Annotated in this window: 15 protein-coding genes; 5 read left to right on the top strand and 10 right to left on the bottom strand. The window is 65.9% G+C overall.

Translation table 11 applies throughout. The features are described from left to right. Nucleotides 1-504: 504 nt before the first annotated feature. A complete protein-coding gene (locus FQK05_RS17835; protein ID WP_199252703.1) occupies nt 505-1,401 on the top strand; it encodes an NAD(P)-dependent oxidoreductase in 897 nt (298 codons plus the stop codon). A gap of 45 nt (nt 1,402-1,446) precedes the next feature. Here the strand turns inward: FQK05_RS17835 and FQK05_RS17840 are convergent, their stop codons facing one another. Both FQK05_RS17840 and FQK05_RS17845 read right to left on the bottom strand, forming a co-directional pair. After that, a complete protein-coding gene (locus tag FQK05_RS17840; RefSeq protein ID WP_158969364.1) occupies nt 1,447-2,187 on the bottom strand; it encodes an SDR family NAD(P)-dependent oxidoreductase in 741 nt (246 codons plus the stop codon). Further along, nucleotides 2,184-3,131, bottom strand: coding sequence for an aminotransferase class IV (locus tag FQK05_RS17845; RefSeq protein ID WP_158969366.1), 948 nt, complete (start codon nt 3,129-3,131; stop codon nt 2,184-2,186). The genes FQK05_RS17840 and FQK05_RS17845 overlap by 4 nt, the downstream gene beginning before the upstream one ends. Before the next feature lie 408 nt (nt 3,132-3,539). Between FQK05_RS17845 and FQK05_RS17850 the strand changes: the two genes are divergently transcribed. Continuing rightward, complete coding sequence (locus FQK05_RS17850) at nt 3,540-4,814, top strand: acyl-CoA dehydrogenase family protein (protein ID WP_158969368.1); 1,275 nt, start codon at nt 3,540-3,542, stop codon at nt 4,812-4,814. Between the two features lie 75 nt (nt 4,815-4,889). Continuing rightward, the gene (locus FQK05_RS17855; protein ID WP_158969370.1) at nt 4,890-5,534 is read left to right on the top strand and encodes a GntR family transcriptional regulator; all 645 of its coding nucleotides are present in this window, start codon (nt 4,890-4,892) and stop codon (nt 5,532-5,534) included. A gap of 99 nt (nt 5,535-5,633) precedes the next feature. On the opposite strand, the gene FQK05_RS17860 is transcribed toward FQK05_RS17855, so the two are convergent. Beyond that, nucleotides 5,634-6,677 carry a zinc-binding dehydrogenase gene (locus FQK05_RS17860; protein ID WP_158969372.1) on the bottom strand — a complete coding sequence of 348 codons (1,044 nt, stop codon included), beginning with the start codon at nt 6,675-6,677 and terminating at the stop codon, nt 5,634-5,636. A 111-nt stretch (nt 6,678-6,788) separates the two neighbouring features. Between FQK05_RS17860 and FQK05_RS17865 the strand changes: the two genes are divergently transcribed. Next, nucleotides 6,789-7,571, top strand: coding sequence for an SDR family NAD(P)-dependent oxidoreductase (locus tag FQK05_RS17865; protein WP_158969374.1), 783 nt, complete (start codon nt 6,789-6,791; stop codon nt 7,569-7,571). A 71-nt stretch (nt 7,572-7,642) separates the two neighbouring features. On the opposite strand, the gene FQK05_RS17870 is transcribed toward FQK05_RS17865, so the two are convergent. Genes FQK05_RS17870 through FQK05_RS17900 form a run of 7 tightly spaced genes read right to left on the bottom strand, consistent with a single transcriptional unit; the run spans nt 7,643 to nt 14,878 of the window. Further along, the gene (locus tag FQK05_RS17870; protein WP_158969375.1) at nt 7,643-8,176 is read right to left on the bottom strand and encodes a biotin transporter BioY; all 534 of its coding nucleotides are present in this window, start codon (nt 8,174-8,176) and stop codon (nt 7,643-7,645) included. A 29-nt stretch (nt 8,177-8,205) separates the two neighbouring features. After that, a complete protein-coding gene (locus tag FQK05_RS17875; protein ID WP_158969377.1) occupies nt 8,206-8,805 on the bottom strand; it encodes an energy-coupling factor transporter transmembrane component T family protein in 600 nt (199 codons plus the stop codon). Then, a complete protein-coding gene (locus tag FQK05_RS17880) occupies nt 8,802-9,557 on the bottom strand; it encodes an energy-coupling factor ABC transporter ATP-binding protein (RefSeq protein WP_158969379.1) in 756 nt (251 codons plus the stop codon). The genes FQK05_RS17875 and FQK05_RS17880 overlap by 4 nt, the downstream gene beginning before the upstream one ends. Continuing rightward, a complete protein-coding gene (locus FQK05_RS17885; protein ID WP_158969381.1) occupies nt 9,554-11,293 on the bottom strand; it encodes an acyl-CoA dehydrogenase in 1,740 nt (579 codons plus the stop codon). The genes FQK05_RS17880 and FQK05_RS17885 overlap by 4 nt, the downstream gene beginning before the upstream one ends. Further along, a complete protein-coding gene (locus FQK05_RS17890) occupies nt 11,293-12,303 on the bottom strand; it encodes an ABC transporter permease (RefSeq protein WP_158969383.1) in 1,011 nt (336 codons plus the stop codon). Before FQK05_RS17890 ends, FQK05_RS17885 begins: the two co-directional genes overlap by 1 nt. Further along, entirely contained in the window at nt 12,300-13,850 is a 1,551-nt protein-coding gene (locus tag FQK05_RS17895; protein ID WP_158969385.1) for a sugar ABC transporter ATP-binding protein, read from the bottom strand. Before FQK05_RS17895 ends, FQK05_RS17890 begins: the two co-directional genes overlap by 4 nt. Before the next feature lie 56 nt (nt 13,851-13,906). After that, a complete protein-coding gene (locus tag FQK05_RS17900; protein ID WP_233270561.1) occupies nt 13,907-14,878 on the bottom strand; it encodes a sugar ABC transporter substrate-binding protein in 972 nt (323 codons plus the stop codon). Nucleotides 14,879-15,105: 227 nt separating this feature from the next. On the opposite strand from FQK05_RS17900, the gene FQK05_RS17905 reads away from it, so the two are divergent. Beyond that, nucleotides 15,106-15,858 carry a tyrosine-protein phosphatase gene (locus tag FQK05_RS17905; RefSeq protein ID WP_158969389.1) on the top strand — a complete coding sequence of 251 codons (753 nt, stop codon included), beginning with the start codon at nt 15,106-15,108 and terminating at the stop codon, nt 15,856-15,858. Nucleotides 15,859-16,210: the final 352 nt, after the last annotated feature.

Genomic DNA, 16,210 nt, shown 5'->3' on the forward strand with positions numbered 1-16,210 from the left:
CGCGCCTGTTCGTTGTGGCTGTTTCCGCAGCAGTCCAAATGGCGACGTCAGTCAGCCTCTGGTTTGAACGGGCGTACGGCCCCCCTAAATAAATAAATTCAATGAACCGGAACAGACGCTTCTTGGACGTGTCGAGGACCAGTGAGTTCTGGCGTCGGACGCATGCGATTCCCCTAAGACGACCATAGATCGCGACCTCCGCTGCACCGTTGGCCTTTCGGACTTTGGCTTGCCGTATGTCTTGCCCAGATCACGAGGCAGGCAAGAGCCCAAACAATCTGTCCCTCAATCGTCGTTCCGTTCCACATTTTCATCCTGCAGAACAGGATGGGTCAGGCCCGGCCGCCCGAACAGTCTCTGCCTCGTAGCCTGCCTGAATGCACAGCAACCCAGAACTTGCCTTATGTTAATTAAGTGTGTGGCGGAGCCGGGATGTGGGTCCTTCGCCCCTCGACATTGGCGATGTGGGGCGTCAAGACCGTGCCGGGGCGCAGGTCCCGGATGATGACCCAAGAAAGAGGTGGACTGGTGGAGAAGATCGGACTTGTCGGCGTGGGCCTGATGGGCCACGGGATCGCGAAGAACCTTGTCACGAAAGGCTGGGCGCTGAATTACGTCGACCATCCGGGCAACCAGCCGACGGATGACCTGGATGCGGCGGGCGCCGTGAAATGGAACTCGGCCGCGGACATGGCTGCAGCCTGCGACGTGGTAGTCCTGTGCGTCACCGGATCGCCCCAGGTCGAGGATGTGCTGATCGGGTCCGGCGGCGTTCTGGCGGCGCTGAAGCCCGGCACGGTGATCGTCGATTGTTCCACCGCGATCCCTGCATCCACCCAGAAGCTGGCCGCACAGGTCGAAGCGCAGGGCGCTCATTTCGTCGATGCCGCAATGACCCGCACGCCGAAAGAGGCCGAGGAAGGCCGCCTGAACCTGTTGGTCGGCGGCGCACCGGAACTGGTCGACCGCCTGCGGCCGATGCTGGGCGCCTTCGCGGAAAACATCTTCTATGCCGGGGCCACGGGCACCGGGCACCAGCTGAAGCTTCTGCACAACATCGTTTCGCTGGGCAGCGTGACACTGCTGACCGAGGTCTTCGCCTGCGCCCAGAAGGGCGGCGTCGATATGGGCGCGCTGGTCGACTGCCTGCGCAAGGGCGGTGGCAGCGGCGTGGCGCTGGAACGGGTCGCGCCCTACGTGCTGGACGACGGCGCGCTGGACCAGATGCGCTTCACCGTGTCGAACGCGGCCAAGGATGTGGCGTATTACAGCCAGATGGCCAGCGATCTTGATGCAGAGGCCGCAGTCGCCGCGGGCGTGAAGACCGTCGTCGACGGCCAGATCGAAAAGGGCAATGGCGGCGCCTTCATGCCCGAGCTGATCAAGCTGCTTCAGGGCTGATGGCCTGCGTCCCGGTCTGCCCGGGACGCGATACCGATCCCCGCGTCAGCACGCCTGACGCGGGTTTCTCAGACCGGCCGTTTCGCCGCCGTCGACGGGCAGGACGACCCCGTTCACGTAGCGCGCGTCGTGGGACAGCAGCCAGGCGATGACATCGCCGATTTCGTCCGGACCAGCAAAGCGTTCCAGCGGGATTCGCATTTCGATCGGCTTTCGGCGTAGCTCGTCGTTCAGGATCGCCCCCATCATCCGCGTCGCAACCTGCCCCGGACACACGGCGTTGAACCGGACCTTCGCCCCCAGCTCCAGCGCCAGCGCCCGGGTCATCCCGATCACCGCGGCCTTCGACGCGGTGTAGATCGCCAGGTTTTCCTCGCCCAGGTGCCCGGCGACCGAGGCGACGTTGACCACCGCCCCCTGCCCCGCGATCAGCCCTTCGATGCAAAGCCGCGTCATCAGGAAAACGCTGCGCGCGTTCAGGTTCATGACCCGGTCCCAATCGTCGGCGCTGGTCTTCAGGAAGTCGTGGCGTTCGCCGAAGCCTGCGTTATTCACCAGGCCGGTCAGTTTGCCCTGGCCCATCGACAGCGCGGTGTCGACCAGCGCCCGGCATTCGTCATCCGACCCGACATCGGTGCGCTGAAAGGCGATGCCGGGCGTTGCCGCCGCCACCGCTTGCCCCGCCTCCTCGTCCCGCCCGGCGATCAGGACGGTATTCCCGTCCCGCGCCAACCGTTCCGCCGTGGCCCGCCCGATCCCGTGGGTTCCGCCCGTGACGATGATCATGCCGCAGCCTCGGCCACGCTATAGTCGACCGGTGTCGCGTGCCAGCCTTCGGCGCGTTTCGCCCAGAACGTTTCCTTCAGCAGGGTCGAGATCGGGCCCGGCCGGTCGTTGTTCATGATCCGCCCGTCGATGCGAGAGGCGGGCATGATCCCGCCCGCCGTGGTGCAGGTGAATATCTCGTCCGCGTCGCGGAATTCCTGTGCGGTGATGTCCCGTGCCTCGGCCGTCAGGCCCAGTTCGGCGCAGAGTTCGAAGACGGATTTCCTGGTCACCCCTTCGAGCGCCCCGCGGGCCGGGCAGGAAACAGTTTTTCCCTTGACCATGAAGACGTTGAAGCCCGCTCCTTCAGTGATGTTCCCGTCGGCATCCGGCAACAGAGCATAGTCGCCGCCCTTGTCTTCGACCTCGAACAGGCTGCGGGTCAGGTCGCCCCAGTGGAAGTTCTTCACCGTCGGATCCACCGCCTTGGGAGAGATCCGCTCCACCTCGGAAATGATCAGGTGCATGCCGCGGTCGAACATTTCCTCTGTCGCGACCGACACCCAGGGCGAGGCAAAGCAGACCAGGTAGCTGCGGCAGTTCGACGGGTGGCGGGTCTTGCCCGGGGGCGGCGCCGCGCGCAGGCACTCCATCGAGACATAGGTGTTCGCAAGCCCGGTCAGGGCCACCAGCTTGTTCAGGATCGCCCTAAGATCCTCGTCCGATTCCGGCGGATACATCCGCAATTCCTCGCGCGAGCGGTGGAAGCGCGCGATGTGATCGTCGAGGCGGAAGAAATTGCCGTCGGCGGTTCCAACCACATCATATGTCACGTCCGACCGGCGATAGCCTGAATCCATGATCGGAATCGCTGCTTCTCCTACGGGCATGAAGCGGCCGTCGATATAGGCGGCGCCATTTTCGAAACCGGGAACCGGCGGGAAGATGCGGGCTTTGGGGTCCATCCTTAATCCTTCCTGGACGAGCGGCACGGTCCGGGCAGAGCTGTCGCGGATGCCCCGGTCAGGGCGATCCGCCAGCCACGCTCGCCGGGCGCTTTGACCGACATCCTTGGGCGCACAGCCATCATGGGGCAAGTCTGACGACACCGCCCGCACCGCGACAAAGGGCATCGTACCGGTTCGGATCGGTTGGTTTATCTGGTTTAGATTTTGATATTATTCATTTGTTCTAAAATGGTTTTCTGGATTTGAGATCGGTCTGTCCGCCCGGCTGGCGACGACCGGTCTCCAATACTCCTGTCGTCCCGGCCGATCCAGGGCTTCGCATACGGTATCGTCTGACGGTATTGTCATTCGGTGGATCGTTGACTAGTCTTGGTCCAGACAACAACGACAGATCCGGACACGCACATGATCCCCGAGAAATCCCAGAAGGTCCTGCGCCTTGAAGCGCAGCTGCACGCCTTCATGGAGGCACATATCTATCCCAACGAGGCGCGGTACTATCGCGAGTCCGAGGATGTCGGCCCCTGGGGTGTGCAGCCCGTGGTCGAAGAGCTGAAGGCCCTGGCCAGGGAAAAGGGTCTGTGGAACCTGTTCCTGCCCGAAAGCGACCGCGGTGCCGGCCTGACCAACCTGGAATATGCGCCGCTGTGCGAGATCATGGGCCGCAGCCACCTGGCGCCCGAGGTCTTCAACTGCTCTGCCCCTGACACCGGCAACATGGAAGTGCTGGAACGTTATGGCACTGAAGAGCACAAGAAACAGTGGCTTGAACCGCTGCTGAATGGCGAGATCCGATCCTCCTTCGCGATGACGGAGCCGGCGGTCGCGTCCTCGGATGCGCGCAATATCGAAAGCGCCATTGTCCGGGACGGCGATCACTACGTGATCAACGGGCACAAGTGGTACACGACGGGCGCCACAGATCCGCGCTGCAAGATCCTGATCTTCATGGGGAAATCAGATCCGACAGCCGAAACCTACCGCCAGCAGTCGATGATCCTTGTGCCCAAGGACACCCCCGGCGTGACCGTGAAGCGGTCGATCCCGGTCTTCGGCTTCTACGGCGTGCCTGATCGGGCGGCGGAGGTCGTGTTCGAGAATGTGAAAGTTCCGGCCTCGAATATGCTGCTGGGAGAAGGTTGCGGTTTCGAAATTGCACAGGGCCGCCTCGGGCCGGGCCGCATCCATCACTGCATGCGGCTGATCGGTCTGGCGGAACGGACCCTGGAAAAGATGGTCGCCCGGGCCGAAGACCGCGTGGCCTTCGGCAAGAAACTGTCCGAACAGTCGGTGACCCGGGAACGGATCGCGGAAAGCCGCATCCTGATCGAACAGTCCCGGCTTTTGACGCTGCGTGCCGCGCACATGATGGACACGGTCGGCAACAAGGAAGCCAAGTCCGAGATCGCGATGATCAAGGTCGCCGTGCCCAACATGGCCTGCAAGGTCGTCGACTGGGCGATCCAGCTGTTTGGCGGCGGCGGCACTTCCAACGATTTCGGTCTGGCCGCGGCTTATGCCACTGCTCGGCTGTTGCGACTGGCCGACGGCCCGGACGAGGTGCACCGCGACCAGATTGCCCGGCTGGAATACAAGCGCCAGGCGGCGCGGAATTCGGGCCGACCCATGACCGACTGGTCGCCGGCCGTCAGCACCGTGGCACTTGGGCCCCTAGCATGACACACTCCGTGCCGGCGCCCGTGGACAGCGGAACGCCGGCACTCTAACTTGCCGCGACCTAGACGAAGAGACAGCGTGACAGACGTGAGCGCAGAACCGGACGAGACGCCAAGTGCCGCCGAAATCATCGTCCGCGACATCCTGCGCGGGCTTTACGAGGGGCGCTATGTCTCGGGGCAGCGGCTGGTCGAACCGGACCTGATCGAACGCTATGGCGTCAGCCGCTCGACGGTGCGCGAGGCGATCAAGCGGCTGGCCGCGCAGGGCGTCGTGGAAACCCGCCACCAGCACGGGGCGCGGATCCTGAACGTCACGCGCGAAGAGGCGCTGAACATCCTTTCCATCGCCGAGTTGCTGGTGGGACTTGCCGCCCGCCAGGCGGCCGAGCACATCGACGAGGGCGACGGCCGCAAGGCCCTGCAGGACGCGCTGGACTACGTAACCGAGGCGGCGGCGGCCGAGGACCGGTTCACCTTCATCCAGGCGCGAAACCGCTTTCACCGCGCGCTGGCGCGGATCGCGCGCAGTCGGGTTCTGGAACAGACTCTGGCCAACCTTCATGTCCATCTTGTGCGCAACAAGCTGGTCATGACGCCGGAAGAGCGCGCCACCTCCTACCGTTGGATCGCCGACGCCGTCTTTGCCCGCGATCCCGAACAGGCCGAAGCCCGCGCCCGCGCCCATGTCCGCGCCATGTCGGACAAGCTGGGCCAGGGCTGAGGCCCGGTTCCCTGCTCCCACGAACGCAGACCCGGACACCGCGTCACCTGCATATCTTCTGCCGCCGGCAGCATCTGCGCCAGCGGCAAGGGCGGTCGCCTACCCGTTCGGATGGATCATCAGCTTGATCTGGCTGCCAGGTTTCCGCAGTGCTTCGAAAGCGTCCGGCAGACCTTCAAGGTTGGTCGTGTCCGTGATCATCGACTTCGCATCGATCAGCCCACGGCCCATCATATCCAGCACCCGGGCGAAATCGGCCTCGGCATAGCCCAGCACGAACTGCAGCTTCAATTCCTTAAGCGTTGCCGAAATCGGGATGATCTGGTCGGGTTTCATGCAGACGCCGACCAGCACGATGGTGCCCCGGACAGGCGCCAGATCGATGGCCTGCTGGATGATACCCGGCACGCCGACACAGTCGAAGATCACGTCCGGTGGCCCGCCCGCGGCTTCGGCAAAGGCCGCCCCGACATCCGGCGTCTGGCCCGGGTCCAGCACCGTGTCGGCGCCGAAGGCCGCCGCGGCCTCGCGTCTTGCCGGGGCGTATTCGGACACGACCACCGCCCCCGCCCCGCGCAGGCGCGCGAAGGCCGTGACCGCCAGGCCGATGGGCCCTGCCCCGATCACCAGCACCCGGCCGCCCAGCGGGATGTCGGCCCTGTCGACCGCATGCAGGCCCACGGCCAGCGGCTCCACCAGCGCGCCCTCGTCGTAGGAGACGCCTTCGGGCAGGGGCACGACCTGCTTTGCCCCCACCCGGATCGTCTGCGCATAGGCACCGGGGACGGACAGGGCCAGACCGGTGATCCGGTTTTCCGGGCACAGGATGCCCAGGTTCTTGCGGCAGGAACCGAACCCCATCTGGCGGCAACTGTCGCAGGCATTGACCGGCACCGCGGCCGCCCGCAGCCCCACCGGGACGTCCGGATCGTCAGAGGCGATAACCTCGCCCGCGAATTCGTGGCCCAGGATGGTGCCCGCCTCCTGCAGGAAGACGCCTTCCTGCGTGGCGTGAAGGTCCGATCCGCAGACTCCGCAGGCCTGGACCCGGATGACGACATGCCCGCCGTCGACCACGGGTTCAGGGACCTGTTCGATCGACAACGGCTGTCCCGTTCCGTGAAAAACGGCTGCTTTTCCCATGAAGAATCCTCCCGTTTGCATTGTTGGTCTTTTTTGTAGGACAATAATGTGTGTATGTCTATAAAGGGCATCCCGGGGAGGGGATGTCGAACCGATACGGGAGGACCAGGAATGGACCGTTTGAAGGACAAGGTCGCGCTGATTACCGGCGCCGGCACCGGGGTGGGCCGCGCCTGCATGGAAATCTTCGCGAAGGAAGGCGCAAAGGTCGTGGGGGTTTCGCGCACGCAAGGAAATCTGGACGAAGCGCTGAAGGCCGTGACCGATGCCGGCGGCGAAGGGGCCGTTGTGGCAGCGGATCTGGCCACGCCGGAAGGGGCGCAAAAAGCCGTCGACGGGGCGCTGGCGGCCTTCGGGCGGATCGACGTGCTCGTGAACTCGGCCGGTGTGGGCTACAGCTTCCAGGACGCCAACCCGGGCACGATGGAGGATACCGTCAACACCACGCCCGACGCCTGGCACAAGGTGCTGGCGATCAACCTGGACAGCGGATTCTACATGTGCCGGCTGGTGATCCCGCTGATGCAGAAGCAGGGCGGCGGATCCATCGTCAACGTAACCTCGATCTCGGGCTATCAGGGCCTGCCGGGCGCACATACCTACACGGCAGCGAAGGGCGGCATGATCAACCTGACGCGGTCGCTGTGCGTGGCCTACGCCAAGGACGGGATCCGCGCCAATGCCATCGCGCCGGGATTTATCGCCACGCGGATGGTGGAAAGCTTCCTGCCGCTGTTCGAGGACGAGGCCGTCGCCGAATCGATCACGCCCATGCGGCGCCCCGGCACCCCGGAGGAGATGGCCTATGGTTGTCTTTACCTTGCCAGTGACGAGGCCGGGTATTGCAACGGCACGATCCTGACGATCGACGGCGGCACCACCGCGCGGCAATGAAAAGGCCCGGCCTCGGCCGGGCCGGATCCAGGTCGGCGCAGGGTAAAACCGCGCCGACCTTGTAACAGGGTTCAGACCAGCGCCGGACGGGCTTTCCACAGGGCGGCGGTGATGCCTGCGGTCAGCACGGCCTTGATCACGTCACCCGGCAGGAAGGGCAGCGCGAAGGTCGTGGCCTTGGCAAGCGACACACCCATCGTCACCGACATGCCGATGATCCCGCAGATCGTCATCACGATGATGCCGCCGACGACGGCGCCAGTCAGCGCCGGGACGAAGGCCATGCGGTTTTCGAACCGTTCGGCCGTGTAGCCGGTCACGAAGGCCCCAAGCACGAAGCCCACAAGGTAGCCCAGCGTCGGGCCCACGAAAACGCCCAGGCCGCCGCGGCCGCCGGCCAGAAGCGGCAGGCCAAGCGCCACCAGCAGCAGGAACAGCAGCACCGCCAGCGCGCCCTTGCGCGCGCCCAGGATCGTGCCGCACAGCATGATCCCCATGCTTTGCGCGGTCAGCGGAATGCCGGAGGCCAGCGTCAGTTTCGGCATCAGGCCCAACACTGCGATCAACGCCGCGAAAAGCGCGATACGGGACAGGTCACGTTCCAATTGAATTCCTCCCACGGGTCACTTTGGGGTCAGTTCAGGTCGGCACGGGCGCGCAGGGCTTCGGCTGCCCGGTCGGCTTCGTCCAGCGCCCCTATCGCAAGCGGCGGCAGGATGCGCCAGCCCGGCCGTTTCGGGGACCGGCTGCGATGGGCGTCGGTCAGCCGGCCGGCACGCTCGGAGAGGGCCGGAATGAAGCGCAATGTCAGTGCGACCGCAAGGGCCAGCCTGCGGCGCGGTCTTTCCGGGACACCCAGCCCCCCCAGCCAGCGGTCGACCGTGTCCAGAAGCTCGGCCGGAGAGGTCGTGCGAGTCAGCATCATTGCGGCCCCGATGCAGGACAGAAGCCCGCCGGCGACCGCGACGCCCTGCATGGGGTCGCCAAGAATGGCATGGAAGATCGCGATCAGCGCAGCGATCACCACGGCCGGCCTCAGGTCCGACAGGATCAGCTTCAGGAACCAGCCGCCCGCAACGACAGCCATTCCCAGAACGACAACCAGCCCGACCCAGCCTGCGAAAGGCCAGCGGAGGAAACCGATGACCGTGCAGAACACGCAAAGCGCGATCAGTTTCGCCCCGGCCGGCCAATCGTGATAGCGCGTCTTCCGCGCCGACAGGGCCCCGATCACAGCGCGTCGGGCGGCAGGATGCGCCCTTCCATCGCGTCACGATAGGCCGGCAGGATCTGTTCCGGCGTGCCGGTCGTGCGGACCGTGCCCGCGTCTATCCAGATCAGGCTGTCGTTTCGGGCAAGGGCCGCAAGGTCATGGCTGGCCGCAATCTGCGCGACGCTCAGCCGCGACAGCATCCGGTGCAGGCTGGTTTCCGTCGGCAGGTCCAGTCCGGCAAAGGCCTCGTCCAGCAGCAGCAGCCCGGGCCCGGGCGCCAGGGCGACCATCAGGCACAGAAGGTGCTTCTGGCCCTGGGACAGCGAATGAACCAGCCGGTCCGGCCAGCCGGGCACGCCGAAGCGGGCAAGGATCCTGTGCGCCTGCGCCTCGGCCTCGCGCTTGCCCATGCCGTGGGCTTTCAGGCCAAAGGTGAGCTCCTCCAGCACCGTTGGGAAAAGCAGCCCGTGTTCAGGGTTCTGGAAGACGAAGCCGATCTCGGTCGTGGCCCGCTTGCGGTCGGCGGCCGGGTCGAAGCCGTTCACCGTCACGTTGCCGCTGTCGGGTTTCACCAGCCCCGCGACCAGCCGCAGGAACTGGGACTTGCCCGCGCCGTTCCGTCCCACGAGCCCGGTGCGCGAAACGTCGACATCAAGGCTGAGGCCATCGAAGACCACCCGGTCCTCGAGCTTCAGCGAAACATCCTCGAACCGGATCCGCGCAGGCGTGATCTCGGCCTCCAGGAACCGGTCGGGGGTCTCGCTTCGGCTCATAGTGCCGCTTCGTCCAGATCGGCCATCAGGGGCGATTTGGCCATGACCGGCGCCAGCCAGGCCGCGACCTGGGGCAGTTCGAAGCCCGCGAAGTAGCGGCAGGCCAGGCGCTGGCCTTCGCCCGCGGCCGGCAGGCTTGCCAGATCCAGCAGCAGCCAGCCGGCGACCAGGTGCCCCACGGCCGACAGCATCGGCGTCGCATTGGCCAGCGCTGCGGCGGGGTCGTTCATGCCGTGGGCCGTGGCGACTGCGGCCTCTACCGCTTCGCGCGCGGATCGCAGGGCGGTGGCGCAGTCGGCCAGCGCCTCGGGTGCCTGGTCCTCGGTCGCGCGGATGCGCTTCGCCAGCAGGTCGAAGCCGCCGGTCCGGTCGAACAGCATCTTGCGGCCCATCAGGTCGATGGCCTGGATACCGGTCGTGCCTTCGTGGATCGGGTTCAGGCGGTTGTCGCGATAGATCTGTTCGACTTCGAAATCGCGGGTATAGCCATAGCCGCCGTGGATCTGGATCGCATAGTGGTTGGCGATCAGACCCATTTCCGACGGCCAGCTTTTCACCACCGGAGTCATAAGGCTCAGCAGAACCTCTGCCTCGGCATCGCCAGCCCCGGCCAGGTCGACCAGTCGTGCGGCGTAAAGGCAGATGGCCAGGCTGCCTTCGGCAATCGCCTTCTGCGCCAGAAGCATACGGCGCACGTCAGGGTGGCGGGTCAGGGGCACCGGCGCAGGTGCATCGCGCGCGTCCAGCGGACGCCCCTGCACCCGTTCCTGCGCATATTCGCGCGAGGTCATGTAGCCCCGCCAGGCCAGCGCCGCGGCGCCGATGCCGACACCGATCCGGGCCTCGTTCATCATCTGGAACATGATCGGCAGGCCCTGCCCTTCGGCCCCGATACGCCAGCCCAGGGCGCCGTCGGTTTCGCCAAAGGCCATCACGCAGTTGGGCGTGCCCCGCCAGCCCATCTTGTGGTTCAGACCCGCTACGACCACGTCGTTCGGCGTGCCGTCCGGCAGTACAGCGGGCACGGCGAACAGGGACAGGCCTTTCGAGCCTGCGCTGACCGTGCCGTCCGCAGCCTCTGCCTTTGCCAGTACAAGATGCATGGTCTCCGGCACGACGTCCTGACCGCCGACGCTGATCCACATCTTGGTGCCGTGCACGCGGTAGCGGGGACCAAGCGCATCTTCTTCCTCGAACCGCGCGCGCGTCGTCACGTCCCCCAACGAGGATCCGACTGCCGGTTCCGAAAGGCACATCGTCCCAAGCGCGCGGCCTTCCAGCTGGGGAACCGCGAAGGCCTCGATCTGGGCGGGCGTGCCGAAGGTGCGGATCACCCGGCAATTGGCGACAGACAGCATCGGGAAGGATGCGGCGGCAATGTGGCTTGCCATGCTCATCGCCATGGTTGCGGCCGAAACGGTAAAGGGCAAGGACATGCCGCCCTGATCTTCCGGCACGGCGGCGAGGTGCAGCCCCGCCTCCAGCCAGGCACGGACGGCGTCGCGGGTACCGGGTTCGACCCTGACCTGACCGTCGGCCAGTTCGGGCTCCACCTTGTCGGACGCCCGCCAGGCCGGCGCGAACCGCTCTCGCGAGACGCGGTCGGCCAGATCCAGCACCGCGCGCCAGTCCTCTTCGGTCTGGCCCCGGTGTGCGGGCAGGTCGGTCAGGTCTCCGGTCTTAAGCCAGTCGAACAGCAGAAGATCCAGGACGTCCCGGTCGAAGGGCGCCGCCATCAGACGCGCCGGACAGTGTTCAGCGACGCCGAGATCAGCGCAAGGATCAGGATCCCGCCCTGCACGATATATTGCCAGAAAGTTGCCACACCCATCACCGAAAGCCCGTTGTTGATCACACCAATCAGCAGAACGCCGACCGCTGTCCCGATAATGTGGAACTTCCCGGGTTTCAATGTCGACGCCCCGATGAACACGGCGACGAAAGCATTCAGAAGATAGACGTCCCCCACCCCCTGCGGTCGCCCGGCGCCCAGATTTGCGCCGGCCACCAGACCGCCAAGCGCCGCGCAGGAGGCGCTGATGGCCATGGCGATCAGCGCATGGCGCGCGAAGGAAATGCCGGAAAGCCTTGATGCTTCACGGTTTCCCCCCAGGGCATACATGTTGCGGCCCGTCTGGGTGTGTTCCAGGAAGACCCACAGCGCCAGCCCCAGCAGCAGCAGGATCAGGATCGGGTTCGGGATGCCCGCGATCTTGCCCTGGCCGATGATCGTGAACGCCTCTGGAATGTCCGTCGAATAGACGGTGCGCCCGCCGGAGACGCCAAGGATGACGCCGGTGGCAACGAAGCTCATCGCCAGGGTTTCGACGATGGCGGAGATCCCGAGATAGGAGATCAGCGCCCCGTTCAGCATCCCGATCACCGCCGACAGCGCCAGCACGGCCAGGATGACCAGCGCAACGACGATCCCGCTTTCGGCACCCAGTTCCGCCAGGAAGCGCGCCGCGAAATAGCCGCCGAAGGTGGCCATCGCACCGATGGACAGGTCGAACAGGCCCACGACCAGACAGATCGTCAGGCCGAAGGCGATCATGCCCAGGATCGACACCTGGTTCAGGATGTTCAGCATGTTGCGAAGGGTCATGAAGACCTCGGGCCGACCGATGGAAAAGAGGACAATCAGGAGGCCCAGCGAGATCAGCGTGCCCCAGCGCGACAGGAATGTGATCCAGTCAAAGCCCTGCCGGTCAACGGCGGTGCCCTTGGCGGTATCCGTAGTGCTCATGCGGCGAGTGCCCCTCCGGCGGCGAGTGTCATGATGTTGGGTTCGGTCACCTGGTCGCCGGTCAGTTCGCCCACCACCCGTCCGGCGGCGAAGACAAAGACCCGGTCGCAGACCAGCGCGTATTCTTCCAGTTCGGTCGAGGCGAAGACGATGCCCTTGCCCTCGCGGGCCAACTCGTCGATCAGGTCGTAGATTTCCTTCTTGGCGCCCACGTCGACCGCCGCGGTGGGCGAGTTCAGAAGGAAGATCCGCGCGCCGGTGGTCAACCACCGGCCCAGCACGACCTTCTGCTGGTTGCCCCCGGACAGAGAGTCGATGGACGCCCCGATCCCGGCCATACGCACGCGCATCTTGGCGGTGACCTCCTCGGCCGCCGCATCCTCGCGGCCCCGGTGGATCAGCCGCAGGACCGGTTCCCGCAGGTAATTCGCAAGACTGGGCAGGGTCACGTTGGCCCGCACGCTGTCGGCGTGAAAGATCGCCTCGGCCAGCCGGTTCTTCGGCACGTTGGCGATCCCCGCCGCGATGGCATCGGCCGGATCGCGCAACGGCACGGGTCGCCCCTCGACCTCGATCCCGCCGCCGGTCGGGCGGTTCCGGCCGAACAGCAAGTTCATCGTCTCGTCCGCGCCCGATCCGGGCAGGCCGGCCAGCCCCACGATTTCACCCGGGGCCAGGTCGAAGGAGATGCCGCGCGCCCGCTGGCCCGACAGGTCCCGCACCTTCATCAGGGTCCCGGTGCGCGCATGGCTGGTGCCCCGGCGTTCGGCCAGCGAACCGCCACGGCCCACGATAGCCTCGACAATGCCGGAATGGGTCATGTCCGCCCGTTCGAAGGTGCCCGCATGGCGACCGTCCCTCAGGACGGTGGCGCGGTCGGCGATCTCGAACACCTCGGACAGGCGGTGGCTGATGTGCAGGAACGAATGCCCCCTGGTCGCCAGGGCGCGCATCTGTTCGAAAAGCCGTTCCACCTCGTGCGGCAGAAGCGCGTTCGTCGGTTCGTCCAGGATGACGATCCGCGCATCCGCCGATACGGCCCGCGCGATGGAAATCATCGCGTGCTGTTCCGGCCGCAGGTCCCCCACGATCGCCGTGGTCGGCACGTCCAGTGCGACGCGGTCCAGTACCTCGCGCGCACGGCGGTGGACCTTGCGCCAGTGAAGCAGACCAGCCCGGCGGGGTAGCCTTTCGCCCAGGTGCAGGTTCTCGGCCACGCTGAGTGTCGGCACCAGGTTCATGTGCTGGTGCACCACGGCGATGCCGGCGGCCGCGGCATCGGCGGGCGACGTCATGGTGACAGGCCGCCCGTCGATCAGGATCTCGCCGCCGGTCGGCGCATAGGCGCCGCAGACGCATTTGATCAGGGTGGACTTGCCGGCGCCGTTCTCGCCCAGAAGCGCGTGGATCTCTCCCGGGCGGACGCCGAAGGATACGGCGTCCAGCGCCAGCGTTCCGGGGAATTGCTTGGTCAGACCGCGGATCGTCAGCACCTCTCCCGAAGGATCGGAGGCGCCGGTCGCGGCCGGGTGATCTGTCGATGTCATGGGGTCCGTCCCGCGGAAGGGGGTCCGGGCGCAGGGCGCCCGGAAAGCTGGTTCAGTCAGTTCGTGCCGACGCCTTCGCCCGAGAAGAGCCCGCAGGTATCGAAGTCCAGCGGCTGGCCCTTGGCCGGGGCGGTGGCCTCGGTCACCAGGCAGGGGCGCAGTGTCAGAAGCGACGAGGACGGCATCTTTCCATCCAGCGCATCGGCGATCACGTCAACGGCCACGACGCCCATCCGTTTCACATTATAGGCAACGGTCAGTTCGACCGGCCCGCCCTGGCGCACCAGCTCCAGCACTTCCGGGATGCCGTCCTGGCTGACGACGAAGACCTCGTCCGCCTTGCCCGCCTGCTCGATCGCGCGGGCCACCGGTGCGGCCAGTTCGTCCCAGCCGACCCAGATCGCCTTCAGGTCGTCATTGGCCAGTAGCAGGTTCGTGGTCTGCGCATAGGCATCGTCGACCTGGCCCGGGACCTTGATCTCGATATTGGTAACCTCGATGCCGGGGAAACCGACCATCACCGCCTCGAACCCGCGCTGGCGTTCGATCAGTGCCGGCAGGACGTTCCAGTTCAGCGCCGCGACATGGCCCGTACCCTGGATCCGGCCGGCCAGTTCCGTCGCCGCGATCACCCCGTCGGCGGTATTGTTCGACCCGATATCGGCCGTGATCCCCGGGACCAGACCCGAGAACGTGGACACGAAGGGAACCTCGTTTTCCTGAGCGTACCTGATGACGCCCGACATCTGGGTGTTGGCCGAAGCCACGTTCAGGATCGCGTCGAAGCCCCGGTCGATGAAGGCCATGGCCGCGTTGTTCGTCGCCACCTGGTCGCCCTGGCCGTCGAACAGCTCGACCTCCCAGCCAAGGTCCTTGGCCCGTGCGATGCCGCTGTCGGCCTGCAGCTGGATCGAGGGCGAGTTGTAGTTCACCGCCACGACGCCCAGCTTTACGTCCCCGGCCGCGGCCGCGGTCGCCAAGGCACCCAAGACGACGGCCCCGGCGAGCCTGGTCATGTAATTGATCATTTTGTCCTCCCTGTGCGCCCCTCGAGGCGCATCGTGTCGCCCTGCGGTGGCCGGGCTCCCCACCCTTGGCCGCCTGGGGTCGATGGGGGCGAGCCTAGCCATGAAGCTCAATGTTGGTCAACGTTTTTGCAGTACAAGATTGTCAAACAATATTGGGAGACGTAAACTCGGCCCGTTCCACGTTCTGCCGTGGAGCGGAGAAATCTAACCATCAGCGGACCTTACCGATGAGCCAGCCCCGCCGCCTTCCTTTCGAAGGAGCCATCAACTTTCGCGATCTGGGCGGATATCCCGCAGGTCCGGGCCGGCAGACGCGCTGGAGCCGGATCTATCGCAGCGATTCTCTGGCCGAGCTGACGGACCCGGACCTTGAGCGCCTGTCGGCTCTGGGTCTTTACGGTATTTGCGACTATCGCTTGCCCGGGGAGGCCGCGAAGAATCCCGACCGCCTGCCGGACGGCCACGGAATGCGGGTGACGAACCCCGGTTTCCTGCCGCGCGGCACCGAACGGATGCTGGACGGCATCGCCGCCGGAACGATGACCGCCGGCGCGATCCAGACCGAGGTCATCGGCCACTATCGGCTTTTCGCGCAGGAGCACATCGCCGACTACATCCCCTTCTTCCGCATGCTGCTGGAGGCCGACGGGCGCCCGGTGCTGATCCATTGCACGTCCGGTAAGGACCGGACCGGCTGGGGGTCCGCCCTGGCCCTGCTGGCCGCGGGCTGTGCCGACGGGACGGTGATCAGGGATTATGTCCTGACCGACACCTATCGCCGCGACGTGGGCTTCATGTTTCCCGATGGCGTGGATGCCGGGGCGATGGACATGCTGACCAGTGCCCGCCCCATCTATATCGAGACGGCCCTGTCCGAACTGCGCCGACTGCACGGGACCGGCGACGGGTGGATGGATCTTCTGGGCCTGGACGGGTCCGAACGGGCACAGTTGCGCAATCTTCTCAGCGTCGCGGGGTGACGTAGCGCGCCCCTCGCCCCCTCGCCCGCGCGGGCGGCCAGACCCGTTCGTCGCCGGGGGCTCTTCCCCCACCCGCCCGTTCCGGGCGGACTCCCCCGGAGGTATTTTCGAAGAGAAGAAGCGGGCTCAACCGTCCCGGCGGTGGCCTGCAAGGCCCGCGACACAGGGGCGATGCCGGCCGTCTTGGCGTTGCGGTTTCACCCGGTGGGCATCCTGTCATTCGCCGCGCCGTCGAGGCCATTTCGCAGGACCTGCGCCATCCCGTGACCCTGCCACGGGAAGGCCTGCGGCAGGAGGAAGCGGCGGGCGAGTTCCGCTTCGAGTGAGGGCGAAACATGCACGGCCGTCGACC

It is taken from the genome of Chachezhania sediminis (assembly GCF_009765275.1).
GTDB lineage: Bacteria > Pseudomonadota > Alphaproteobacteria > Rhodobacterales > Rhodobacteraceae > Chachezhania > Chachezhania sediminis.

Excerpts from the sequence above, each read along its gene's own strand:
- FQK05_RS17835 (WP_199252703.1), top strand. The coding sequence starts at position 505 with ATGACCCAAGAAAGAGGTGGACTGGTGGAGAAGATCGGACTTGTCGGC.
- FQK05_RS17840 (WP_158969364.1), bottom strand. The coding sequence starts at position 2,187 with ATGATCATCGTCACGGGCGGAACCCACGGGATCGGGCGGGCCACGGCG.
- FQK05_RS17845 (WP_158969366.1), bottom strand. The coding sequence starts at position 3,131 with ATGGACCCCAAAGCCCGCATCTTCCCGCCGGTTCCCGGTTTCGAAAAT.
- FQK05_RS17850 (WP_158969368.1), top strand. The coding sequence starts at position 3,540 with ATGATCCCCGAGAAATCCCAGAAGGTCCTGCGCCTTGAAGCGCAGCTG.
- FQK05_RS17860 (WP_158969372.1), bottom strand. The coding sequence starts at position 6,677 with ATGGGAAAAGCAGCCGTTTTTCACGGAACGGGACAGCCGTTGTCGATC.
- FQK05_RS17865 (WP_158969374.1), top strand. The coding sequence starts at position 6,789 with ATGGACCGTTTGAAGGACAAGGTCGCGCTGATTACCGGCGCCGGCACC.
- FQK05_RS17880 (WP_158969379.1), bottom strand. The coding sequence starts at position 9,557 with ATGAGCCGAAGCGAGACCCCCGACCGGTTCCTGGAGGCCGAGATCACG.
- FQK05_RS17885 (WP_158969381.1), bottom strand. The coding sequence starts at position 11,293 with ATGGCGGCGCCCTTCGACCGGGACGTCCTGGATCTTCTGCTGTTCGAC.
- FQK05_RS17890 (WP_158969383.1), bottom strand. The coding sequence starts at position 12,303 with ATGAGCACTACGGATACCGCCAAGGGCACCGCCGTTGACCGGCAGGGC.
- FQK05_RS17895 (WP_158969385.1), bottom strand. The coding sequence starts at position 13,850 with ATGACATCGACAGATCACCCGGCCGCGACCGGCGCCTCCGATCCTTCG.
- FQK05_RS17900 (WP_233270561.1), bottom strand. The coding sequence starts at position 14,878 with ATGATCAATTACATGACCAGGCTCGCCGGGGCCGTCGTCTTGGGTGCC.
- FQK05_RS17905 (WP_158969389.1), top strand. The coding sequence starts at position 15,106 with ATGAGCCAGCCCCGCCGCCTTCCTTTCGAAGGAGCCATCAACTTTCGC.